20 protein-coding genes are annotated in these 24,852 nt (G+C 48.4%); 10 read left to right on the forward strand and 10 right to left on the reverse strand.

All coding sequences use genetic code 11. The features are described from left to right. The first annotated feature begins 108 nt into the window (after nucleotides 1–108). The 7 genes from B036_RS31155 to B036_RS0125785 all read left to right on the forward strand — a co-directional run bounded on the left by B036_RS31155 (nucleotide 109) and on the right by B036_RS0125785 (nucleotide 8,190). Nucleotides 109–3,522 (forward strand): Ser-Thr-rich GPI-anchored membrane family protein, encoded by a 3,414-nt coding sequence (locus tag B036_RS31155; protein ID WP_319922334.1) that lies wholly within the window; start codon nucleotides 109–111, stop codon nucleotides 3,520–3,522. Then, nucleotides 3,519–3,923, forward strand: a complete 405-nt coding sequence (locus B036_RS0125755; protein WP_020571610.1) for a hypothetical protein — start codon at nucleotides 3,519–3,521, stop codon at nucleotides 3,921–3,923. Before B036_RS31155 ends, B036_RS0125755 begins: the two co-directional genes overlap by 4 nt. A 57-nt stretch (nucleotides 3,924–3,980) precedes the next feature. Continuing rightward, nucleotides 3,981–4,616 carry a VOC family protein gene (locus B036_RS0125760; RefSeq protein ID WP_020571611.1) on the forward strand — a complete coding sequence of 212 codons (636 nt, stop codon included), beginning with the start codon at nucleotides 3,981–3,983 and terminating at the stop codon, nucleotides 4,614–4,616. Between the two features lie 279 nt (nucleotides 4,617–4,895). Continuing rightward, a complete protein-coding gene (locus B036_RS0125770) occupies nucleotides 4,896–6,533 on the forward strand; it encodes a S41 family peptidase (protein ID WP_026232356.1) in 1,638 nt (545 codons plus the stop codon). Between the two features lie 52 nt (nucleotides 6,534–6,585). Continuing rightward, nucleotides 6,586–6,918: a hypothetical protein gene (locus tag B036_RS0125775; protein ID WP_044103863.1), complete on the forward strand. Its 333-nt coding sequence runs from the start codon at nucleotides 6,586–6,588 to the stop codon at nucleotides 6,916–6,918. Between the two features lie 12 nt (nucleotides 6,919–6,930). After that, nucleotides 6,931–7,290, forward strand: a complete 360-nt coding sequence (locus B036_RS0125780) for a VOC family protein (protein WP_020571615.1) — start codon at nucleotides 6,931–6,933, stop codon at nucleotides 7,288–7,290. A gap of 9 nt (nucleotides 7,291–7,299) precedes the next feature. Beyond that, complete coding sequence (locus B036_RS0125785; RefSeq protein ID WP_020571616.1) at nucleotides 7,300–8,190, forward strand: haloalkane dehalogenase; 891 nt, start codon at nucleotides 7,300–7,302, stop codon at nucleotides 8,188–8,190. Here the strand turns inward: B036_RS0125785 and B036_RS0125790 are convergent. Further along, nucleotides 8,187–8,651 carry a GNAT family N-acetyltransferase gene (locus B036_RS0125790; RefSeq protein WP_020571617.1) on the reverse strand — a complete coding sequence of 155 codons (465 nt, stop codon included), beginning with the start codon at nucleotides 8,649–8,651 and terminating at the stop codon, nucleotides 8,187–8,189. The two genes, B036_RS0125785 and B036_RS0125790, sit on opposite strands and share 4 nt — an antisense overlap. Nucleotides 8,652–8,851: 200 nt before the next feature. After that, nucleotides 8,852–11,314, reverse strand: coding sequence for a zinc-dependent metalloprotease (locus B036_RS0125795; RefSeq protein ID WP_020571618.1), 2,463 nt, complete (start codon nucleotides 11,312–11,314; stop codon nucleotides 8,852–8,854). 183 nt (nucleotides 11,315–11,497) lie between these two features. Here B036_RS0125795 and B036_RS0125800 point away from each other — a divergent pair, with 183 nt between their 5' ends. Then, entirely contained in the window at nucleotides 11,498–11,851 is a 354-nt protein-coding gene (locus tag B036_RS0125800; protein WP_020571619.1) for a rhodanese-like domain-containing protein, read from the forward strand. 230 nt (nucleotides 11,852–12,081) lie between these two features. Here B036_RS0125800 and B036_RS0125805 read toward each other — a convergent pair whose 3' ends face one another. Further along, nucleotides 12,082–12,651 (reverse strand): hypothetical protein, encoded by a 570-nt coding sequence (locus B036_RS0125805; protein ID WP_020571620.1) that lies wholly within the window; start codon nucleotides 12,649–12,651, stop codon nucleotides 12,082–12,084. Between the two features lie 300 nt (nucleotides 12,652–12,951). Here B036_RS0125805 and B036_RS0125810 point away from each other — a divergent pair, with 300 nt between their 5' ends. Continuing rightward, nucleotides 12,952–13,341: a rhodanese-like domain-containing protein gene (locus tag B036_RS0125810; RefSeq protein ID WP_020571621.1), complete on the forward strand. Its 390-nt coding sequence runs from the start codon at nucleotides 12,952–12,954 to the stop codon at nucleotides 13,339–13,341. On the opposite strand, the gene B036_RS0125815 is transcribed toward B036_RS0125810, so the two are convergent. Further along, on the reverse strand, nucleotides 13,310–14,263 hold the full coding sequence (locus B036_RS0125815) for a lipid A-modifier LpxR family protein (protein ID WP_020571622.1): 954 nt from the start codon (nucleotides 14,261–14,263) through the stop codon (nucleotides 13,310–13,312). The genes B036_RS0125810 and B036_RS0125815 overlap by 32 nt on opposite strands. A 289-nt stretch (nucleotides 14,264–14,552) precedes the next feature. Between B036_RS0125815 and B036_RS31165 the strand changes: the two genes are divergently transcribed. After that, on the forward strand, nucleotides 14,553–16,781 hold the full coding sequence (locus B036_RS31165) for a S9 family peptidase (RefSeq protein ID WP_020571623.1): 2,229 nt from the start codon (nucleotides 14,553–14,555) through the stop codon (nucleotides 16,779–16,781). A 229-nt stretch (nucleotides 16,782–17,010) separates the two neighbouring features. Here the strand turns inward: B036_RS31165 and B036_RS0125825 are convergent, their stop codons facing one another. The 6 genes from B036_RS0125825 to B036_RS0125855 all read right to left on the reverse strand — a co-directional run bounded on the left by B036_RS0125825 (nucleotide 17,011) and on the right by B036_RS0125855 (nucleotide 24,851). Continuing rightward, entirely contained in the window at nucleotides 17,011–17,601 is a 591-nt protein-coding gene (locus B036_RS0125825) for a mobile mystery protein B (RefSeq protein ID WP_026232359.1), read from the reverse strand. Beyond that, nucleotides 17,592–18,050, reverse strand: a complete 459-nt coding sequence (locus B036_RS0125830) for a mobile mystery protein A (RefSeq protein WP_020571625.1) — start codon at nucleotides 18,048–18,050, stop codon at nucleotides 17,592–17,594. The genes B036_RS0125825 and B036_RS0125830 overlap by 10 nt, the downstream gene beginning before the upstream one ends. A gap of 162 nt (nucleotides 18,051–18,212) precedes the next feature. Then, nucleotides 18,213–19,319: a diphosphomevalonate/mevalonate 3,5-bisphosphate decarboxylase family protein gene (locus B036_RS0125835; RefSeq protein WP_020571626.1), complete on the reverse strand. Its 1,107-nt coding sequence runs from the start codon at nucleotides 19,317–19,319 to the stop codon at nucleotides 18,213–18,215. A 283-nt stretch (nucleotides 19,320–19,602) separates the two neighbouring features. Then, nucleotides 19,603–21,936, reverse strand: coding sequence for a M1 family metallopeptidase (locus tag B036_RS0125840; protein ID WP_044103864.1), 2,334 nt, complete (start codon nucleotides 21,934–21,936; stop codon nucleotides 19,603–19,605). Between the two features lie 540 nt (nucleotides 21,937–22,476). Further along, complete coding sequence (gene thrC / locus B036_RS0125850) at nucleotides 22,477–23,811, reverse strand: threonine synthase (protein ID WP_020571629.1); 1,335 nt, start codon at nucleotides 23,809–23,811, stop codon at nucleotides 22,477–22,479. Between the two features lie 83 nt (nucleotides 23,812–23,894). Continuing rightward, a complete protein-coding gene (locus tag B036_RS0125855; protein WP_020571630.1) occupies nucleotides 23,895–24,851 on the reverse strand; it encodes a homoserine kinase in 957 nt (318 codons plus the stop codon). Between the last annotated feature and the right edge of the window lies 1 nt (nucleotide 24,852).

Genomic DNA, 24,852 nt, shown 5'->3' on the forward strand with positions numbered 1-24,852 from the left:
ACCGGTAATTACCGCATAAAAATATACGAAACGGGGACGGGCGATGGGCTGGACTACAGTAACTCAACTTTCCAGATCGTTGCCCCGGCTTCTACTGCAGACCTCACCATTACACAACCCAACGGCGGTGAAATCTTCGAACAGGGGGACGTAATGCCAATCCGTTGGAGTGGCAATGCAAATATGGTAACGATTGAACTTACTTTAAATACTGGCACCGTAGTTGAGGAAGTAATCATAGATGGCACGAACAATAATGGTGTATACAACTGGACCATTCCCAATTCTATACCTGAGGGGCTTTACCGGATTAAAGTCTATGAAACCGGTACCGGTACTGGGGTCGACTATAGCAATAGTCCCTTCACTATTGAAACAGCAAATAGTGTACCAAGCAGCTTAATAATTCTTTCTCCTAATGGTGGAGAAGAGTATAGTTTTGGCCAACAAATTCAAATTGCCTGGGAAAACCCTTCAGGATCGTCTCAAAGGGTAACTATTGAAATTACTCCTGGCCTCTCAACCTCTGCAACAGCAGTAATTTCAGAAAATGCCATAAATGATGGGGCCTTTAGCTGGACGGTCCCGGCTAATTTCATATCTGGCGATTATAGAATTAAGATTTATGAATCGGGAACAGCCGGAGCGGGGTTGGACTATAGTGATGCTACATTCTCTATTAACGGTACTTCTCCTCAGGACCTTATTCTTGTAAGCCCTAATGGGGATGAAGTTTTTAGACGTGGAGAGAACGTTCAAGTCTCTTGGGCAGGAGGAGCTCCCGACCATTTATTTACCTTATTAATCACTCCAGAAAATCAAGTGGGAGCTTCAAGGATTATTGAGGAAGGACTTGAGAATAGAGAAACCTTTAACTGGTTTATTCCTGAGGATTTAGCCGTAGGTCGTTATAAGATGAGTATTTATTCAGAGGCATCTCCAATAATTAGTGACGAGAGTGACAATTGGTTTACGGTGAATGTTACTAACTCAGGAGAGTGTAACATTTTACCGTTATTAGTATTTCCGATAAATGAATATACCACTATCCCTTCCACAAATTCAATAGAATTAAGATGGGTAAATAATAATTTGGAAGCCAATACTAGATATAGGTTAAAAGTCAGAGACTTAACTTCAGGAATAGTTTTATTAGAAGATGTAGATGTGTCAAATCAGGACCAGTTTACATTGTCAAACCTTCAATTGGGGCATAGTTATCGTTGGCGAATTCTTGCTACAAGTGACCTTTGTAATGCTGTAGAAACTGAAGCAAGAGTTTTTCACCTTTCCAATGACGAGGACTCTTACGTGAGAATACTCACGCCAGAAGAACTTTCCATAACACAACCAAGCGGTATAATAAATATGACATGGTCTGCTTCAATGGACGTTTCTAAAGTTAATATTGACTATTCCACCGACAGAATATCTTGGAGTGATATAGCTAGAGCTATACCGAATAATAACTTTCTAAGCTTTGTAGTACCAGATGTTCCTCTGGGTAACTTGTATATCAGAGTAGCAAACTCAGAAGATGCTTCAGTTAATGATATAATACACCTACTTGTCGAAGGTGGTCAGTCTGGGGCATTATTTTTTCAAAATCCAAGTGGTGGTGAAATATTTGAAACTTATGACTTCATTAGAATCAGATGGACTGGAGGGCCTCCAGAAGGAACAGCTTCCATAAGGATAATTGGAGAGAATGTTAACAATACCATAGCTACGGATATCCAGAATACCGGAGAACTTGATTGGGTAATACCCGAAAGCCTTGAAGAAGGCCGGTTCCAATTCGTCTTATCTACTTCTGATGGACAGTCTCTAACGTCGTCGGTTTTCTCAATTGAAGATAGAAGCGTTCCTGATGGTGTTGTCTTCGGGATTGTTTCAGATATTGATGTAAACCGAGGGGAATTCAGGCTGGAGGGACCAGCAATTGCTCAACTTATTAGTCAAGAGGGAAGAGTTCTTCTCACAGACTCAGATCTCAGTGATGGATATTCTTTCCCACTCCAGCAAAATAGTAACTATGCGGTAAGGATAACGGAACCCGGCAACCTACTGTCATACACCTACTCTGTATCTAGTGGTAATATGACATTGGTGTATCCTAAAACGCTGTACAACTCTTTTATAAGCGCAGCAAATTTCTTGGCGGAGATATCCGAAGAAAATAATATGCTACAACTAGCAATTTCTGATTTTTTGGTTGTAGATGAAGACCATAAAAAAAAGATTGAACTTATGCAGCGCGCGTTCATCGCAACCAAATATGTTCAGGCACATTTTTTGAGAGGCGAAGCTTTAATTACGGCCTACGACGAAGTTATAAAGTCAATGGTGCCAATGGTCATTGATATGCTTTATTCAAATTCTTTACGAGAAGTATTTACTGGTGGAGATTTATGTATTGACGATTGGATTGAAGCCGTCAATGATGATGCTATAACCGCTTCAATGGATGCGATACTTTCCGTATTCGAAGGAACCATCAAAGAAACCTTTTCCCTTTTTGGCGCCCCAGCAGAAGTTGGAGATTTAGCGTTTGCTGCTTTAAGAGACTTGAATCGGGCAGGCCTCAGACAATACACAGCAGCTAATGGCACTTCAGAGTTTAATAAAGAAGTAGCAATAATAGTAGCCCGAGAAATGAGTAGTTTACTCGGAGAACGTGAACGAAATCAATTAAAAACAGTCTATGCGTCTCACCAACAGAGGATAGTAGCAAGAGTTCAACAAGGAGACTTTGACGGATTTACTTCAACTGCCTACAATGCTGTTTTAGGTCCTGAAAACTCAAACCTTTCGGAACTAAAGCAACGAGTCGACCTAAATATCCTTTATTGCGGGCACAGGTTGAATGACCTTCCTTTCTTTGATATCATTAATGGCTTACCTCTTGTTAATATTAATGGTGAACGATGTTTTGACGGTGGCATATATGGACGATTACAAGGAGCTGAACTTGATGCTGCTGCGAGGAGGTACGCCCGAATGATTGTTGATATTATTGATGCATTAGGCTCCATTGCATGCGCATCGGGTGCAGCTCCTCCCGCAGAAGTGTTATTAGGCTTAGCTGGATTTGGAACTGGTTTGATTGACTTAGTCAACATTGTAAATACAGCATCACTAGCAACTTCTTTTATTCTGTATGAACAAGGAATAGACATAGTTTCCGACGCAGAAAATGGTATAGACAGAGCTTTTATTACAACAATAGCACTCCGATCTTATGCTGAGGAGGAAATTATTGATGAGAGCGATGCCTCTAAACCCATATTCAAGGTTTACCCGAACCCTGTGAAGGAGCAATACATACACTTAGAACTTGCTGATGATAATGCACTATTAAGTCGTTACAAACTGTTTAACCTTAATGGCCAGATCCAAAAAGAAGGACTCTTCGTAACACAGCAACATCAGATCGAAGTATCAGGACTACCTTCTGGATACTACATCTTAATCCTGAAGAATGGAAAAATTATTGAAAGAATAAAAATATTCGTGCTATGAAAAAATATTCGTTTTTAGTGATAATGATGGTTCTGCTGTGGCAAACCGGATGTAAGGATGATGATGTTAACGTTGTAGACGTAAACACTGTAGATGGAGTATACCTCGGGGAGTATCTCATACCAAATGAAAGTAGAGGCGGCGATATTGAGATCATTGTGAGGAATGAAGTAGATAATCAAGAGGACCTCAGAAGAGTTACGCTGACTTTTTTAGATACCAGACAAGAAGCTGATTTCCTCTGTACGGCAGAAGCATCTGGAGAGGAAATATTGTTAGAGGTATTACCAGACCCTGGCTTTGATTTCGAATTTACAGGAGTTAAGTTCAGAGACAGTCTCGTCTTCAGATTTATAGCTAACAATGAACAGATTATCTTCAAAACAGAAAAAACTATCTAAGAAAAGAAAAGGTCTTCCTTCGAAAGCTATCCGTAATTCTTAATTTGTTTCCTTTTAATGCTCCCCACCCGCCCCATCGACCACCTGGTCTACACCGTCCCCAACCTGGAAGCCGCCATTGATGACCTGGAAGCCAAACTCGGCATCCGTCCCGTCTTCGGCGGGTACCACGACACCCAGGGAACGAAGAACGCCCTGGTCAATCTGGACAACGGTGCCTACCTGGAGATCCTGGCAGCAGATGACAACAACACCGCCATTTCTCCACCCCGTTGGATGGGCGTCGATTGCCTGACCCGGGCCCGGATGACCCGCTGGGCCATAAAATCTGAAGCTCTACCCGCCGACAGCAATACGCTCCGGGCTTACGACGAGGCAATGGGCACTATCTTCGGTGGTTCGCGCCAAACCGCCAGCGGCGGTTGGCTCCGCTGGGAGATGATTCTGCCGACGGCGGAACCGGAAGTAGATATCCTCCCGTTCATGGTCGACTGGCGCAAAAGCGACGTCCACCCCCATGAGGTCCTGCCCAATATGGGTTGCTCCCTGGTGGAAGTCTACGCTACGCACCCGGAACCAGAAATGGTCCTTTCTGTGCTTGAACAGTTGGGGGTAGGCTTACGCGTAGAAAAAGGACCTCAGATTGATTTACGGATGAAGCTTGAATGTCCCAAAGGAATCATCGAGCTATAAGGCGGTAGCCGCCACGAGCGGCAGCAGCGCCTTGCCGTTGAGCCCTGGAGAGGCGTCTTGCGTAGCGAGGGGGGCAGCGCAGATCCGCAGGATCAAGCGCAGCCCCTCGTTTTCGTTGTATGATTCGTTATTGGCCACAGCATTTATTTTCGTTTTTACCGCACGTTTTCGTAGCCAACCCCTTGCTTCTAAAACCTTCCCCTGTACTCGCGTCCGCGCCAGATAATCTATCTCCCGCTTCAAACGTTATCCATAAGTATGTCCCCAAAAAGTAATCGCATGTCGTCGCGCAAAAAAGTATTTACTGGCCTTGCAGCTGGTCTAGCATTCATGGTTTTCACCGCAGCAACCGTAAGCCCGGTCAATGATAAGTTCTTCGAAATAATGAAGGCGATCGAAGTGTACACCAACGTGTACAAAGAAGTGAATACCTACTACGTCGACGACATTGAGCCGAACAAACTGATGCGTACCGGCATCGAGGCGATGGTCAGTTCACTGGACCCTTACACCAATTACATCAGTGAAACCGACGTCGAACTCGCGCGGCTTCGCCAAAGTGGCAAGTATCAGGGGATTGGCGCCGACATCGAATACATCGATGACCTGCCCACCATCATGACCTTGTTTAAGGACCAGCCAGCGGATGCCGCCGGCCTGAAAACCGGCGACCGTATTCTGCAAGTCGATGGTCGGGAGACGCAAGGTTATAACCGCGACCAGCTGGAGGAAATCATGCGCGGATTCCCCGGCACGACAATGGAACTAACGGTTGACCGCCCTGGCGTCGGCAAAAAGAACCTGGAGTTACTACGCGGCGACGTCAGTATCCCCAATGTTCCTTATTCTGGTATGCTGGCCAATAACGTTGGCTACGTTGCCCTCACTACTTTCACCCAACAGGCCGCGAAGAACGTTCGTGACGCGGTGGTAAAACTGCGCGCTGAAAACCCTAACCTTTCCGGCGTCGTCCTTGATTTACGCAACAATGGCGGCGGTCTTTTGAACGAAGCCGTCGACATCGTCAACATCTTCGTCCCAAAGGACGAATTGATCGTAACGACTAAGGGTAAAGTCCGCGACTGGGATCGCAGCTATAAGACCAACGGTAACCCGCTGGATCTGGAGCTTCCCGTTGCCGTACTCATTAATGGCAAATCAGCGTCTGCCTCCGAGATCGTAAGCGGTGCCCTACAGGATCTTGACCGTGCAGTCTTAATTGGCCAACGCAGTTTCGGTAAAGGCCTGGTCCAGAATATTATGGAAACGGGCTACGGTAGCCGGGTAAAAATCACCACGGCGAAATACTACATCCCCAGCCAGCGCTGCATCCAGGCGCTGGAATACCGGGACGGTAAACCGTTTGACATTCCGGACGATCAGCGCGCCGTTTTCAAAACGCAAGCAGGTCGTAAGGTCCTCGACGGCGGTGGCGTTGCCCCCGATATCGAATTGCCCGTCCTGGGCGGCAAAGCAATTACCCAGGGCCTGCTTGATGAGCACGTGATTTTCGATTTCGTCAACGAATGGGTGACCAAGCACCCAACCATTGATTCTGTTTCTGCATTTCGTTTCCAGGAGTGGGATGGCTTCCTTAGTTTTCTCCAGCGCGGTGATTTCGAGTACACCTCCAAAGCAGAAAAAGCACTGGCGAAAGCGAAGCAGCAGGCCGAAGATGAAGGCTTTGACATCGGTAACCAATTGGCGGCCATTGAAGCTCAGGTTGAAAAAGAACAGCTGGCCGCCATCCAGAGCTACAAAAACGAAATTATCAACATCATCGAAAAGGAAATTGCCGGTCGCTACTTCTACCAGCGCGGCCAGGTACAGATGGGCTTGAGGAACGATAAAGAGGTGCAGGAAGCAATTGCGGTGTTGAATGATCCGGCTCGATATGCGAAACTATTGAAGCCGTAAAAGTTTTCAGGCGCGGCCACAGGTGCAGTTCATTGGAATTAAAGAGCAAAGAATGGCCCAACCAGCCCTAACCGCCGGTATCTTCTCACTAATCGTCATAACCCTGACGCTGGCTTCGGGCTGCGACTACGTACAATCCCTCCAGGCCATTATCGTCGATGAAGAAACGCAGCTCCCCATTGATTCGGTAAGGGTGCATGAGTCGAACGAAAACATTACTATTTTCTCAGACAGCACTGGCTTTATAGATTATTATAATCTCGTTGGCGGATGGAATCCACCAGACCTGAAGATGACTTTCACAAAACCAGGCTATGAGGTTTTAGAAATGAGTTTTCCACCCAGTTCGTTAGATACTTTAACCCTGGCATTGAATCCAGAATAATCCCCTTCTATTGTGACTACCTTTCAAGCCGTCATCCCAGTCCTCTCCTCCGGCGATCTCGCCCGCGACATCGCCTGGTACGAAGAGAAAACCGGTTTCCGTAACGTCACCGATCAGGAAGGCTACGCCATCATGCAACGGGAGAATATGGAGTTTCACCTGCAGTGGCACCACGGTAACGACGACGACCCCGTCTTCCCGGGTGTAATTCGGATTTGGGTAAAGGGGATTCTACCAATTTTCGAAGAATTTGTGCAACGTGGTACCGTCACCCCGGACAAACTAAGGATGAATACCTCCTGGGGTACCAACGAGTTTGGTTTCTACGACCTTAACAAAAATGCCATCTTCGTGATGGAAGATGTAGAGTAGCTTTACCGCATGGAATTTCTACGCACGCCTGATCACCGTTTCAAAAATCTGCCTGACTACGACTACAGCCCGAACTATGTAGAAGTCAGCGGCGGTCTGCGCATGCACTACGTAGACGCTAACCCGGACGGAGAAAAAGTCGTTGTTCTCCTTCACGGAGAACCCGATTGGTGCTACCTGTACCGCAAGATGATCGCCGGATTGAGTACCGCTGGTTTTCGGGTGATCGCACCAGACCTCATTGGTTTTGGCCGTTCCGATAAACCCGTCAATGAATCAGATTACAGCTACGGCTGGCACGTCAATTGGGTGAAGGAATTACTCTTCGATCACCTTGACCTGACGGGGATTCACCTTTTCGTTCAGGATTGGGGTGGCCTCATCGGACTGCGACTATTGGCGGACAACCCCGCCCGATTTGCCGCAGTGGCTGCGGCCAATACCTTCCTGCCCACGGGCGACCAGGATCCGGGCCCGGGTTTCCACCAGTGGCTGGCCATGTCCAAGACCCTGAACCCTTTCCCCATTGGAGATCTCCTGCAAATGGGTACGGTAACCAAGTTGACCGACGCCGAGCTTGCCGCTTACGACGCCCCTTTCCCCGACGAATCCTACAAAGCAGGTGCACGTATTTTCCCGCAGTTAGTCCCCATCACACCCAATGATCCTGCCTCCCCTGCTAACCGCGAAGCATGGCAACGGCTGATGCAGCTCAACGTGCCTTTTCTTACCCTGTTCAGCGATAAGGACCCCATTACTAAAGGTGCAGAAAAATACCTGCAGGATAAGATCCCGGGAGCAAAAGGGCAACCGCACCAGATTTTAGCTAACGGAGGTCACTTCCTGCAGGAAGATTGTGGGGAGGAATTGGTGGTGGCTTTGGTGGCTTTTTTCGGCTAACTAATTCCCTTCTCCATACAAACACTGTTCTCCATCCCTGCATATTGCCCGAAATTCGGGACTACGGTATAACCTTGTTTCTCATATAACCGAATGGCGTAGGGTTGGCGTTTGCCCGTTTCCAGCAAGCAGCGGCTATACCCCAGTTCTACGGCCCAGGCTTCCAGCTCATTCAGGACCTGCACCGCAATGCCTTTGCCCCGTTGTTCGGGGCTGGTAAACATCCGTTTCACTTCCACCGTCTGCTTATCATAATGTTTTATCGCGCCGCATCCCACAGCGGTCTCCCCAGCATAAGCCATCACTACATACTTGATGGAATCAATTCCGTTATATTGATTGTAAAAATCATGCTCGTCTTCGTCAGTTACTGCCAGGTGGGCATCGAGAAGTTTGATCAATTTTTGAAAATCCGGGCTAGCAGCGTTCGTACGAATAAGCGTAATGGTAGATAAAGACATTGCCTGATTGATCGAATAATAAATGAGCAATAAAAGATTGGGCTGGTTACTTTCCTTGCACCTGCGGCCGCGCCCAAAAAGAAGCAACAGATTATTTCATAAGCCTAATCAGCTGGCTCGAGCGACTGTGTCACGAACCTTCTTGGATGGATCGCGAATTTTCTTGAAGGAGTCGTACACAGTCGCTCCACCCGACCTTCTTAATGTAGCCCCTCGCATCCAATCGGGGAACCATCGGGCAAGCCCGGAGCTGAGCGTACAGTTACGCTCGTAGGATCAGCCAGAAAATTTTCGATTTGCTGAGTAATGTATAAATAGTGAGAAGTGTGTCCTTCGTCATTCTCTACCCGAGCATTTGCTGAAGCATTTCTGATCCGCTTTAGCTCGTATAGCGCACCAGCCTGCACCTGTTCAGCTGCTTCTTTATTAGCTGCAAGCCCGAGCAAATGCGCCACCAGCCGCTTTTCAACGACCTCCGCAATTTGCTTCTCGTGCTCAGATTGTTCCTTCCACACTTGCTTAAATATCTCGTCCCGTACCTTATTCAGGTAATTCTCGAGAGACATCGTTCCCACCTCCGGATACAGTCCGTGCTGTTCTCCAACCCGTGCCAACCGATGGTGGTGCAGCAAAAACGTCAGGTTATTATCTGCCGCCGTTTCGGCCATTGCTAATGGGTCGAAGGCTCCGCCGTTATGTGTTTTGAACAGCTCACGGTCCCGGGAATACCCCATGGCAGACGGAGGAATCAGGCCCAGCAAATCATTTGGAAGCTTCAGGGCTTCTGGCGACATTGACTTCAGCAACCTATCGATCGCCGCCTGCTGGCGCCCGGCAGCAACGGGGCGAACAAGGTTTTTAGCGCCACTTCCTTTCACCGCGTAGGAGTAGTGGTAGCCACCAACCTGCTTGGCAATTGCTTCTACCTGGTAGCGATGCATCAGGTAAACCGGTACGAGTACTTTTTCGAGTTCAGAGACCGGCATACCGTCCGGGATGTTGTCCATGCCAAAGTTATTAAGTGCATGTTCACGCAGGTCCATCAGGCGATCCATCTCCGCGATTGGGTCCGCGCCGTTTTCCCACAAGTGCGCTTCGGGTTGCATACTACCTTGTGGCCGGGCATCGGAGTCGCTGATGTAGCGTAAACCCATCTTTTCATTCTCGGCGAGGATTTTTGCCAGTTCAGCTGCTTCGTCGGTTCCTGCGGGGAAGTCGGAATAACCATACTTGATGGTCTGTTTGTCCCACGCACCGATCCCCACCTCGTAGGCATCGCTGAAATCAACTTCCCCATTCTTGAGGGTTACGTAGGGATGAGGATAATCCATTACGGAAGACCGGTCATTGGTGGAAGCCGCAAAGTTGTGCGCCAGGCCGATGGTATGGCCAACCTCGTGCGCACTCAGTTGGCGCAGTCGGGCCAGGGCCATTTCTTCCAGGCGAGGGTCGGGCGTGCTCCCGTTTTTGTAAGCTTTGATCAGGCCCTGGGCAAGCAGGAAATCTTGTCGAACGCGTAAGCTTCCCAGCAATACGTGTCCTTTAATGATTTCACCCGTTCGCGGATCAGTAACGGAACTGCCGTAGCTCCAACCCCGGGTGCTGCGATGTACCCAGTTGATAACATTGTAGCGGACGTCCAGCGGATCAGCACCTTCTGGCAGCACTTTTACCTGAAAGGCGTTTTTGTAGCCCGCCGCCTCATACGCCTGGTTCCACCAACTTGCGCCTTCGAGCAAGGCAGATTTAATGGGTTCTGGTGCTCCACGATCGAGGTAATAAATGATGGGTTCCACTGGTTCGCTCATGGCGGCGGAGGGATCCTTTTTTTCCAGCCGGTGCCGGGGGATGAAGCGCTTAATGAGTGGTTGACTGATCGGGGTAGCGTAGTCGGCGTAGCTGCGGGAATTGTACCCGGATCGTGGGTCAAATATTCGTGGCGTGTAGTTGTCGTCCGGCAATTGCACAAAACTGTGGTGCATGCGCAGGGTGAAACTTCCGCTGGTGGGGGTTACGGAGCGAAGCTCGCGGCCAGTTGCCTCACCAGTAAAAGTGATGGAGGCTTCGAACTCGCTGTTCAGCGGAAAATTTTTTGTCTTATCGAGGTAGACCGCACTGCGGCTGGCGTCGATTTTGTAAGTGCCTTGTTTCCCTCGTTTCAGGCGACTAACCACGCCGTGGGCGTCGGAAAGCAAGAGGGGTGTAAGGTCGATCAGTACCGCGTCACCGGTTTTGGCTTCCACCTTGAATCCGTGGATGATGGATTGAGCAAAGGCATCCCGGACGCTGGCGGCTTCGTCGGGGTTGTCGCTCACCGCCCGGTAATCCAGGTTATGTTCTTTCAGTAAAACCTGCCCCCCAACGCGCTCAAACTTCACCACGCGGGTGCTACCTAATTGGTTACGATCTAATCCGATATCGTTACTGCCCAAACCGGCGGCCAGGCTGTTAACGTAGAGAAAATCATCTTCCCAGCGGTCAATGTGCAGATAAATTTTCCCTTCCTCATCACTGTAGTAAAAATCGAAGTAGCCGGGCATTTTTTCCAGGCCTTCGGTTTTAACAGCTATGGTAGGCGGTTTCTTAGCCTCGCTTTTTTGGGCGCGGACGCTGGTGCAGGGGAGGAAGATTAAGGAGCAAAGAAGGAGGAGGGTGGTTCTCATTGGTTTAATGTAATTATTGAAGGAAGGTACGCTGTCTTAGTGCAATAGCAAAACCCCTTCCCAACCGTACGGCGGTCGTCTGACAATTATAAGGCCATCTCTCACTACACCGTCGGGGAACAAAATAACCAGAAGCCTACCCAAAGCGTTACCTTGAGCATTAATAAAAGCTAAAGAATCATCATGAACGACGGCCCTCCCGCCTGCCCCATTCCCCGTTGGCAATTGCTCAAGCAGCAATTGCGTAATGTCTCGCCCTCCGAGTTTGACCAACTCCGGGCACAGGCACCTCCGGGTACCCTGATTGATGTACGATCTGAAGATGAGTTCACCGCCTACCACCTGAAAGGCGCAGTTAATTACAACTACCTGGGCCCTGACTTTCTGGAACAGCTCGAATCCCTTGACCCCGCTACCGAATATCTGGTGTATTGCCGCAGTGGCCGGCGATCCGTACGCGCCTGTACGCTGATGCGCAATGCGGGGATTGAAAAGTTGATTCACTTGGATGGGGGGATAAATGCTTATTCGGAGTGAGGGTTCCCCTGCAATTACGTGTAACGAACCCGCAGGACTCGCTGCTCGATTGAGAGGCATGGATGTCCATTGAGCTGCTCATTTGTGATTCTGAGTGTTCTTTTAGGAGCATGCCTAAGCTGAATTAAGATTATATAAATAAAACACTTCATGCTTTCTGCTATAAAAAGAGCCTTCCTCAATACAAGATCGAGGAAGGCTTTTGTTCAGGTATACATTACCTCTTTGGCTTACGGACGCCATTCTACACCTACTACGGCAGCGAAGAGCATTCTTCCCTGACTGTCGTAGGTATATTTCCAAATTAAAACCTGGTTTCTGTATTTATCCATCAACATTGAAACACCAGTGTTATCATCCACCTCCATAAGGCCTTCAATTGGTGATGCTTCAGCTCCGTTATAAATACTTTGGAGTTTCTTTTTAGAGCCGTTTATTCTTAGATCCAGTACTTCTGTTTCTGTCAAAAAATTACTCTTGAATTCAGCCGTTGCACTTAATTTATCAGCCAAATTGGGGTAGCGTTCTTTTACATTTGGGTGGTTCGGCGAGAGTAGAACTACCTTCTTTCCTGTTTCATTTAATTCCCATACGAAATCAATAGCCACATCTGAATTAAAGGCTTCTTCTTCGTTGAGTAATCGGGTTTCTCCTATCTCATCGATTTGAACAAATCGCTTGTCGGAATCTGCTTCCATCTCGAAAGCAATGGAATTTGACCACTCTTCAACCTGTGGTTCTTTTTCGCAGGCAAATAATACAAAAACTGCCAGGGTAGCAAAAAAATAAATCGTTTTCATTTTGTTGTTTTTAGTTAAATGATTCGTTTCTATATTGCTGGTGTTTCGATAAGCTTACCCTTCTTTATAAATTATTTTGAATTTAAACTTTCTCCTACCTAAAAGCTGCTAAGTAAATCTTCCAAATAAGCGGCAACAGACAGCAAAGAATGTTGTTATCAATAGGATCAAAATAGAATTGTGCAGAAGAATGGGCTACACGCATTACGCGTACCTGCGCGGGTATCCCAAAACCAGGGAATAACCAACGCAGCCTTTTCCTCCGTACACCCAGCCCCAAAAGGCCAAACTCCCCAAACCATGCTCCAACGTCTCCTCCCCCTGCTCCTGTTAACCTTCCTCTGCACCTGCGCCCCCGCCCCAGAAAACGCCGCCGCGCAAGAAGCAGCTCCGGCCTACGAAGACCTTACCCCCGCAGAGTTTGCCGAAAAGATCGGCGCCCCGAACACCGTTTTACTCGATGTCCGCACCCCCGCCGAAACGGCTAAAGGAATTATTCCCGGAGCGATTGAAATGGATTTCCGTGCGCCCGATTTTGCCGAGCAGGTAAAACAGCTTGACCCCACCAAAACCTACCTAGTTTACTGTGCCGTTGGTGGCCGCAGCGGAAAGACCTGCGGGATGCTCAACGATGCCGGCTTCGCAAAAGTGTATAACCTCAAAGGCGGTTATTCCGCCTGGAATCCTTGATACTTTGCCAGCCCGGCATCACCGTTATCCCAATCCAGGCCCAGGCGTGCGATAGCCCGCCATCGAATTCTCTACTAAGGTGACGGATACCTCCGCGCAGCTCCAGGACATCATAATTCAGAGCGCCTTCAAAACCTGCCTGCCCAACAATGCGGGTAGGGCGGATGATACCGAAGTACCGCTCATCCCGGTTGATCAATCCTCCGGTAAGTGTTGCATTGTACCCGACCAGGCGGGCATCTCCCGATAATTTGAAGGTCAGAAAACGATGCTCATTACGCTTGATCGCCACCAGCCTAAGCTGTAAAGCAGTCGTCATATCCGTATGCAGTGTGCCAAGGCGGGCAACAACGCCGGTGGTCAGGCTTACACGGCCAGCTGGCCGAAAGGCCTGACGAATTTCCAGGCGATAATTGACTATTGCGTCTGGTTTTACCTCGTTGATCCAGCCCGGCAGTGGATCAGCAAAGCCGACCATCTCGTGGAACGCATTCTGCATGTTTCCCCCGCCAGAGTACTTTCCCAATACCCCGATGGTGATTGACCGACCAAGGTGAAACCCAAGGTCTTCGTCCGTATAAGTCTTGCCCCGGGTAGCGACTAAATAGGAGGCAAAAGGTCGATCGTTAGCTTGTAATTGCTGAGAAATAATTTCCCTGGGCGTAAAAATATTCTGGGTAAACCGCCAGTACTGCGTACGGGTGGCCAAACCTAATTGACGAAATGGTGACCGCCCGGCTTCCTGCTTGCCTAACTCCAGGCTGATACCACTGGTGAAATATTGATCGGTCTTGATTGGTAGGTAGAAAACGTCGTTGGCCACGTCCAATGAAAGATAACTTCCACCCCAGGTCTGCTGACCCGTCAGAAAAGAAGAACACACCGCAATGAGCATTCCGATTCGGAATAATACGTTTGACATACCGCGGGAGGATAACTGGGAAGACCCGCAAAAAACTAACCTACGTAACTGTAGAGGTGTAGGGATTTGAACGTTAAATATAAAGAAATTAAATAATATGGGAATTGTGGACCGGTATTATTGTCGAAGCCGGATACCTCCCTTCAGTTAAATTCAAAGCTGGAGTTCCACGATCTGATGACGGTATAGCTTATGGCGTAGGATGAAAAATCTACAGTTTTAAAGAACCCCTAACGATAGAGTTCCTTCCTTCAGCGTTATCTTGGCAACTTAACCTCAAGCTAACCAAATGCGTTACCTCCCTCTCCTTTTACTACTCTTTCTGAGTTCCACCACATTTTCCCAAACAAAGGCCATTTCCGTTGCCGACATCTGGCAGAACTATGTCTTTTCCGGAGACGGTGTGAGTGGCTTTAATTTTTTGCAGGACGGAAGCTCCTTCGCCCGGTTGGAAAGCAATAAAGTGATCAGTTATGACCTGAAATCGGGCAACCGCTCCGGTGTTCTGGTTGACGGTGCGGACCTGACCGCCGCCGGGTTCCCCGGTGCTATTCAAAGTTACCAGCTGAGTACTGACGAATCACAGCTTCTCCTCGCTACCGGAACGGAGCAGCTCTTCCGCCGTAGTTCACAGTCATTCTTCTACGTTTACAACCTTAAATCGAAGCAACTCACACCGGTTTTCAACGATAAAAAGCACCGGTTGGCGACTTTGGACCCTACCGGCAAGCGGGTGGCCTTTGTCGTCGACAACAATATCTGGATCAAAGAACTGGCCAACGGTAAAATGACCCAGGTAACTTCTGACGGCGAAACTAACAAGGTCATTAATGGCGCTTCCGATTGGGTCTACGAAGAAGAATTTTCCTTCAGCCGTGCCATTCACTGGAGCCCCGACGGTAGCTACCTCGCTTACCTTAAGTTCGACGAATCTGCGGTAAAGGAATTTACCTACACCGATTTCCATAACGGAATGTACCCGGAATACAACACCTTCAAATACCCGAAGGTAGGAGAGGAAAACAGTACCGTAAGCCTGCATGCTTATGCCGTTAAATCCGGCAAAACCAAAGACCTGGTCACCGTTAATACCTCCCCGGAAGACGAGTGGCATTACCTCCCCCGCGTGCAATGGACCACCAAAGGAGATCAGCTCACGGCGCAGCGCATGAACCGCCACCAGAATAAGCTGGAACTACTGCTTTTTGAGTTGACCGAAGATCGCCAGTCGACCCTCCTAAAAGAAGAGAACAAATACTACGTCGACGTACACGACAACCTTACCTTCCTGCCCAACGGCAAAGAATTCATCTGGACGAGCGAGAAAACGGGCTACAACCACGTTTATCTGCACGAAATGAAGAAAGGGATGTCTTCTCAGATTACTTCCGGAGACTGGGAGGTTACCGATTTTTACGGCCTCCACGACGGCAACCTATATTTCCAGGCAGCAAAAAACAGTCCGATGCGCCGGGAAGTCTACATCAAAAGCTTAAAAGGCAGGGACCTACCCCGTCCGCTGGCCGCGCAGCCCGGTGTCAGCTCTGCTCAGTTCTCTGATACCTACGACTACTTCGTGCTGACCCATTCTACGATAAACTCCCCCAGCACCGTGACGGTAATGGACGGCGCAGGCGACGCTGTTCGTCAGATTGTCGACAATATGGAACTCCAACAAAAAATGAAGACTTACGGCTACCAACCCGTTGAGTTTTTCGACTTTAAAACGGAGGAAGGAACCACGCTTAATGGCTACATGATTAAGCCGGGCAACATGCGCGACGGACAAGAGCACCCACTGTTGATGCACGTTTATGGTGGCCCCGGCAGCCAGCAGGTGATGGATAATTGGCGTGGTCAGAATATGGCCTGGTTCCAGATGCTGGTTCAGCAAGGGTTCGTAGTAGCCGTAGTGGACAACCGGGGTACCGGTGCCCGTGGCGAATTGATGAAAAAGCAAACTTATCTAACGCTGGGTAAGCAGGAAACCGAAGATCAGATTTCTGCTGCCAAGTACCTTGGTGAGCTCGATTACATTGATAAGGATAAAATCGGAATTTTCGGCTGGTCATACGGAGGCTTCATGGCCCTGCATGGCATCCTCCAGGGCAACGATGTATTTGCCGCTGCCATCTCAGTAGCACCAGTTACCAACTGGAAGTGGTACGACAGCATCTACACCGAGCGGTACATGCGTACCTACGCCGAGAATAAGGATGGTTACGATAAAAACAGCCCCATTCACTATGCAGACCGCCTGAAGGGTGACCTGCTTTTGGTGCACGGTATGGGCGACGATAACGTTCATTTTCAGCATACGGCGGAGATGGCCAACGCGTTGATCATGAACAACAAGCAATTTGACACCTACTTCTACCCCAACCGCAATCACGGTATCTACGGTGGCCCGACCCGGCAGCACCTCTACACCAAGATGACCAATTTCTTGCTGGAAAGCATTGGCCCAGGCGTAAAGAAGGAGAAGATGGAACTGCAGATTGTGCCAAGCGATAATTAGGTTTCAGTATTCAGGGTTTAGTATTTAGATTTCAGGCATTAGTATTCAGGTTTCAGACATTGGTTCTTGAATATTGAAATCTGAGTACTGGATACTAAATTCTGAATTCTTATTCCTGAATACTTTAAAGGGGCGCGGGCGCAGGTGCAAATAATGGTTTAAGAAGCAGGGGCAGGTAACATGGTTGCCTGCCCCGTGCTGCTTCCGGGCAAAGACCTTTTTGATAATTCTAAGCAAAATCCAACAACGGCCCAATATCTCCCCGATCAGCAGCGCGTAGGGCAGCGATGTACATTTTTCGCTCCTCTGTGGCACTTATCAGGTCACCGGCTCTCCAGCTGAATACAGCCAATCCGAAAACCTGCTCCATCAAAACATCGGCCATCATCCTGGCATGCCGGCCGTTTCCATTCGGAAAGCAGTGGATACTGACCAAACGGTGTTTAAACCGTAGCGCAATCTCTTCTGGGGGAAAAGTCTCGTGTTCTACCCAAAATTGAGCATCATCGCACAGTACCTTTACTTCGCGGGCAACCCGGACCCACGGTACACCGATATTTTTCTCCGATTGCCGGAATTTCCCCGCCCATTTCCATACATCGTCGAACATGTGCTGATGGAGCTTTTTCAGAAAGGCTTCGTTCAATACATCTACTGCACTCACCTTTTTCTTTTTCACCCATTTCCGGGCTTTAGCAATGTTTTGTAACTCAAATACATCCAACTCACGTTGCAAGGTGATCATCTTGATTTTTAATCCAGCTTTCTCTTCCTCACTGACCAAAGTCTGCCCTTCCTCCGGCGGGTCCATTAGTCCCATAACTGACGGTCTACGCTGCGGACCAACTCTGCAGCCGCCTCAGCAATTACCGCGCTGAGTTGTTCATCATCCACGGCCTGAGCTTCTAATCTCATTTGCTGATTTACTTCCAATAAGGTTTCCCTGGCCAATTCGAAGGCCCGCTGTTCCACGTACGTTTCCAGTGTTCCCGTTTTAGGTACGATCGCATAGATCAACTGCATGTCCATTGCATTAGCCGCATCCCGCAATCCGTTAAGAGTGAGTGTGCCTTCACTTTCTCTTTTTTCTATTTGACTGACGGCTTGCTTCGTGACCTTGAGCTTACGGCCTAGTTGTTCCATCGTCATGTTTAACGACTGTCTTATACTGGATATCCAACCCACATCAGGGGGTACCACCGACCGAAGCGAAGCGTATTGATTAAGCTTTTCACTTATCACCCTCAAAACCAGTAATTTATTACTCATTTAGAATTATTAGTCAACTAATAACTTGACAAATAAGCTTAAAAGTCAAGTTTTAACTTGACAAATATAATAAAAAGACAAGATAAAGCTTGACTAAATAAAAATTAAGTCAATCTATACCTTGTCTTAAGATTACTTTTCTATCCAATTCTGGACACCATCTTACCGTTGATCACTCACTTCCAGCCGCTCCGGCCCTTTACCTACCCGATCAGCCAGGTACATCTTATCCTCACAGAAATAGAGCAATTGTTCGCGGATAAAGTGTTTCACCGGCTCAGCAATGGAGTGAGGGTATAGCAGGTGCAAATTTGGTCCAGCATCCAGCGTAAAGTAAAGTGGGTGGCCGGTCTGCTCCCGGAAGAGATGAATGCGCTCAATCACCGCCAGGGTATTAGGTCGGATCAGTACGTAAGGTGGGTGGCTACTCATCATCAAAGCGTGCAGGGTCAGTGCTTCCGACTCCAGGATCTCACCAAAACGGTCTACATTTCCTTGTCGTAATACGGTGAGCATTTCGTCCGTTCGGCGCGTAGCCTGGGCGTAACGGGCCGTTGCGTAGGGGTTACCTTCCATCAGGCCGTGCCCTGCACGGCTGCTTACCGATTTCTCCGACTTAGAGATCAGCAGGATGTCATCGTGGTAGTCCTGAAACGTAGGATGCAGATTTTCCGTCACAGACACCGCAAACTCGTCGCTGGAGCCTTTCAGGGCCGCCAGAGCACCCCACACGGCTGCTCCGCCATATACCGACCGGCAGGCACTCCCTGAGCCCAATCGTGCGAGGTAACTGGCCTTGGCCAGGAACTCAGCGCGATCCGTAAAGGGCTCAAACAATGTTTCCTCCAAACTGACCAGGCACAACGCTAAGGCACTCATCCCCGAAGCAGAACTAGCGATACCAGCCGAATGCGGAAAGCTATTGCTTGTCTTAATAGTTAAGCTAAGTTGTTTCAAAAAGGGATAAATTGGAAACAGCTTCTCCAGAAATAATTTCGTACGCTTGGTGAATCCATCATTTTTCTCCCCATCCAGGTACAGTACCACATCAGCGCCTTCTCCTGATTCCATACGCGCCTTATACTCCAACGTAGTATCCGTAGCGGCGCCAGATAGGGTAAAGCTGACTGACGGGTTTCTGGGGAGCTGATTACCATGCTTTCCCCAGTACTTGACAAGTGCGATATTAGAGGGGCTCCGCCAGCGAATGGCACTGGGAATGATCTCACTGGTAATGAGGGTAAGGCTGGAGTTTTTATAATCGGTCATATGCTGGAGGCTGGATTTCCTAAGTCTGCAAAATACGGACAAGTTGTTACCGTCTGCTTAAGTAACAGTAATATTATATCCACAATAAAGTTTTTACTTTAAATACGAAGGGCCGGGCAAAAAGCCCGACCCTAAGGGATAAAAATTGAAGTAGGTTATTTATCCATCTTTGGTTCAACAACTTTGAACCTTCGCTTCGCAATTATTCACGGACGCGGCCGTAGAGTTCGAATGTGTAAAATATCGAGCCATGCTCTTGTAGCTAACTGCTACAAAATATCAGTTAGCGGTTTGAGCCTTCTTTTTCCTTAGCCCGGCGATCACGCTGCATGGGGTTTTCACCTCCGCCACGACTACGGCTCTGAAAAAGGTCAAAACGACTGGTTTCAGTTTGGGAAGGGTAGTAGTTGTTGCTACGATCGGTATCAGCCGTTTCCAGGAAAGGATCAAGTTCAATATTGGTCACTTGCTTAGCGAAAGGAAATACCTTACTTACCTTCTTGTAGTTAAGTTTCCAGATTTCGGCAGGAATCCGTTGTACTTCTGAGGTACCGTCAGCAAAAGTGAATTCAACGATGAGCGGCATTACCAAGCCACCTTTATTCTCAAAAGTCAATTCGTAGTAGAACTTGTTAGCATCCAGTACTGCCCGTTCAGCATCGCTGAGGCCCCGTAGGTAAGCTTCGTACTCTTCGGTATCGAGAACGGTTGCTTTGAGGGGATCATAGTCGGTGTAGAAATCACGAAGAGATGGATCTTCTTCGTCATAAGTTTTAGCAATTTCCCGGTTGCGGATGTCACTGATATTTTCAGGTCCATCCATTATCGCCTTCTTCGCCATTTCATTTTCAACCATTGGGTTGTGGGTATTTACCCGGAAAGGCTCAACACTGGCAAGTGCGATGTCCGTATGATCGGTCGTAAAGAACCAACCGCGCCAGAACCAGTCGAGATCAATGCCAGAGGCATCCTCCATTGTCCGGAACAGGTCAGCCGGAGCAGGGTGCTTAAACTTCCAACGATTAGCGTACTTCTTAAAGGCGTAGTCAAACTGCTCACGGCCCATGATCGTTTCCCGAAGAATGTTCAGGCCGGTAGCAGGCTTACCATACGCATTATTACCAAACTGGTAGATGGACTCAGAGTTGGTCATGATCGGAGAGATAAAAGCTTTATCACCCTTCATGTAATCAACGATCTTATGTGCAGGGCCACGACGACTAGGGTAGTCGCGTTCCCATTGTTGCTCGGTCAGGTATTGCAGGAAGGTGTTGAGGCCTTCGTCCATCCAGGTCCACTGCCGCTCGTCAGAATTGACGATCATCGGGAAATAGTTATGGCCAACTTCGTGGATGATCACGCCGATCATACCGTACTTGGTCCGTTCGCTGTAAGTGCCATCATCTTCGACACGGCCGAAGTTAAAGCAAATCATTGGGTACTCCATACCGATGCTGGCGGCGTTGATTGACCATGCAACGGGGTAGGGGTAAGAAAAGGTGTAGTGGCTGTACCACTTCAGGGTGTGTGCTACGGCCTTTGTGCTGAACCGTTCCCAGAGTGGGTTACCTTCTTTGGGGTACATAGACATGGCCATGGTGGTACTTCCGTCAGCTTGCTTTACGGCCATTGCATCCCAAATGAATTTACGGCTGGTAGCAAAGGCAAAGTCACGTACGTTCTCGGCCTGGAAGTGCCAGGTCTTTTCCTTTGTTACTTTAGTCTTTTCCCGCTCAACGGCTTCTGCCTGTGTAGCAATGATGACTGGCTGAACAAATTCCTTGTTTGCTTCTTCGAGGCGATTGCGCTGCTGTTTGGTCAGTACATCATTTGGGTTTTGCAGCGTACCGGTAGAGGCTACCAGGTGATCGGCGGGTACCGTGATCTTCACGCTGTAGTTTCCAAAGGTCAGGGTGAACTCACCGCTACCAAGGAACTGCTTGTTTTGCCAGCCCTCGTTATCGATGTACACTGCCATCCGAGGGTAGAATTGAGCAATGGTGTAAAGGTAGTTGTCGTCTTCTTCGAAGTACTCGGAGCCGGAGCGACCACCGCCGTCTTTCATGCGATCATTGACGTTGTACCACCACTTCAGTTGCAACTCGGTTGACTCACCGGGCTTCAATGCTTTAGCAAGGTCAACGCGCATCATCGTTTTCTCAATGGTGTAATTGGCGGCGTTACCGCTTCCATCCTTTACGTAATCGATCTTGAAGCCACCGTCAAACGTAGGTTCCAGGCGAGAGAGCGCATTGAGCGTCATTCGTTCATTGACGTTACTCGTACCGATTTTGTAGGTGTCACTATCTAGTGCACGTACGTTCTGGTCCAGCTGAATCCATAGGTAGTCCAGGGCGTCTGGAGAGTTATTATGATAGGTAATCTTAGAAGTACCGTAGATCCGTTGTTTCGCATCATCGAGGCGGATATCCATTTCATAATCTGCCTGCTGCTGCCAGTACTCATGGCCTGGTGCACCAGCTGCATTACGGTAAACATTGGGCGTAGGCAACTCGGTATAGAGTTGGCGGAATGGATTCTTGTTCACGTTCTCCGTCTGCGCACTAAGGCCGCCAACGAGAAACAGGCACAAGAATAATAGACTAAATCTGGTCATTTGTGTGGGTATTGATTAAGGATGCTAAGATAGCTACTCCCTACAACATGAATTCAGCCCAGGTGTTTTCGGTCAGGTGAATTACTCTTTTAGTCTACATTTTTGCAATCAGATGGCGCGGTCGCAGGTGCAAAGGAAATATCCTAAGCAAAGAGCGACCTTAAGGCTGAAGATTGCTAGTCCGAATATGAGCGATGACACCAAACAACTGGACTATTTACAGCTTGGTCAGCAGTACGAGGCGGGGTTCTCACAGAAGGACTGCACCGAGGGAGGCACAGAGGCAATACGGAGAGAACGCAACCTAAACGGACGGAACGAGCAGAAGTGGAGACACATTTAGCTCGCAGTAGCTTTCTAACATAGTATCGACTCCAGTCGGACAAACTCCCCTCCTTGTTCCTCAATACATTCCACTGCACCTGCGCACCCGCCACAAAAAAAGCAATGTTCCACGTGGAACATTATGATTGAATTACAAACAAGAAGCCCGATGTTCCACGTGGAACATCGGGCTTATCAAGCACAAGTTAATCTTGCTTATCCATACTTCTCCCGCAACCAGTCTCTAACTGGTTCATAGGAAACACCCATTGGAATAGCCACTTTCTCCCTGTGCTCCAGCTCGGACAACCTCTTGGGCACATCAATCTCATGGCCAAGGATTCGTTCAACATCAGGCTTAAACTTACTAGGATGGGCCGTCTCCAAGATCACGCCACGAGTATTTGGGTGGGTTTTCTGCCATTCCGTAAGCGCTAAGTAACCAACTGCACCGTGAGGGTCAATGATGTAATCAAAGCGATCCTTTACTTCACGAACCGCTTGTTCGGTGGTTGCGTCATCGTAAGCATAGCCTGTAATGGTCTCGCGCATATCGGCATGGGTAGAAGGGGATAGCGGATTCAGACCATTGATGTGTCCATACAAATTCAACATCCGGGCAAAATTACTGGGAGCGCCTACGTCCATTGCGTTAGAAAGCGTTGCTACGGAAGGCCTCGGGGTATAAATTCCTGACTCCAGGAATTCCGGAACTACATTATTTTCATTGGTTGCTGCAATGAAATGACTGACCGGAAGTCCCATTCTTTGGGCTAGTAATCCTGCGGTAAGGTTGCCGAAGTTACCGCTAGGTATAGAGAACACGATGGGGTCACCGTTAGCGCCCAGCTGCTTGTAAGCCTCGAAGTAATAAAAGGTCTGCGGGATCAGCCGGGATATATTGATACTGTTGGCGGAGCTTAAGCGTATCTCTTTGCGCAGCTGTTGATCAAGGAAAGCCTTCTTTACGATGGCCTGGCAATCATCAAAAGTACCGTCTACCTCAAGGGCATGGATGTTATGTCCCAGGGTAGTCAGCTGCTTTTCCTGCAGTAAACTTACCTTCCCTTTTGGGTAAAGAATAACGACCTCTATACCGGGTGTTTGATAAAACCCGGCAGCTACTGCACCTCCAGTATCACCAGAAGTAGCGACCAGGATCACTAATTCTTTATCATTCCCCTTATTAAAGTATCCCATGAGCCGGGACATAAACCGTGCTCCAAAGTCTTTGAAGGCCAGGCTTGGACCATGAAAGAGCTCAAGTACCCGACGTTGATTGTCCAGTTTTATTACCGGAGCGGGGAAGTTGACGGCATCATACACCAGTGCTTTAAGCTCTGCATCGGGCACATCATCACCGAGTAGGTGTCGGCTAACGCGGTAACCAATCTCAGCAAAAGACATATAAGGCAACTCTTTAAAAAACTCCTGGGGTAGGGGATCAAGGTGCTCAGGCATGTACAGGCCGTTGTCAGCAGGCAAGCCACGAAAGATGGCTTCGGAAAGACTTGCTTTATGCGAGGGGTCATTAGTACTGTAGAACTGCATATTAGTGGGAGTGGGGTAATAGATAGTGAGTGTTGGGTAATCTCCTTAGACGGAGTCACTAATATCTACTTGAACTTAATTAGTTAAGAGGTTGCTTCTGAGGAAAGAACGACAACGCCTTCTTGATTGATCGGCGAAACATAGAGCTGGCTATCTATTCCGTGTGCGGCAAAAGCTTCGATCATTCCCTGACCGACGGCCTGTGCGAGGTAACCAGAATCACAAATAGCAAACATACTAGGGCCGGCACCACTGATGCTGCACCCCAAAGCACCACGTGCCATAGCTGCTGCTTTCACATCATCAAAGCCTTTGATCAACTGCTTCCGCTGGGGTTCGATGATAAAGTCATGAAGAGAACGGCCCAACAAAGGAAGGTCATTGGTATATAGCGCGACAATGAAACTGGCTAAACTTCCCATTTGGTGTACCGCTGTATTCAGCGGTATGGTATCAGAAAGTACGGCACGAGCATCCTTAGTAAGTATCTCCAGCTCCGGATGTATAACCGCAACATGTAAATTAGCCGGAACCGGCAGGTGGTGAATATCCAGCGATTCATTTGAGCGAATCAGCGTAATACCGCCTACTAAACAAGGTGCAACGTTGTCAGCATGGAAGCTACCATCAGCAACTACCTCACCGAGAACAGTAAAATACAGGAGTGATTCACGGGAGAGGGGAGCGCCAAGTAATTCGTTAATAGCAACGACCGCACCAGCGGAGCTTGCCGCACTGGACCCTAAGCCGGAACCAAAAGGCATCTTCTTGTGCACCTCCAGTTCTATACCAATATCGGTCATACCAAGGTGTTCGAGTAACCGTTGAGCGGCAACACCGGCGGTATTCTGTTCAATATCGAAAGGCAGGACCTTATCTCCTGTACCGGTAATCGCCGTAATCTTAAGCCCTTTTAACTCCGGATTGAAGCGGGCTACAATCTCATCTCCCGGCCGATTAATGGCGAAGCCAAGAATGTCATAACCTACGGCAACATTGGCTACCGTAGCCGGAGCAAATACACGTACTTCCTTACTCATG

Source organism: Neolewinella persica DSM 23188, from assembly GCF_000373105.1.
In the GTDB taxonomy this organism is placed as follows: Bacteria; Bacteroidota; Bacteroidia; order Chitinophagales; family Saprospiraceae; genus Neolewinella; species Neolewinella persica.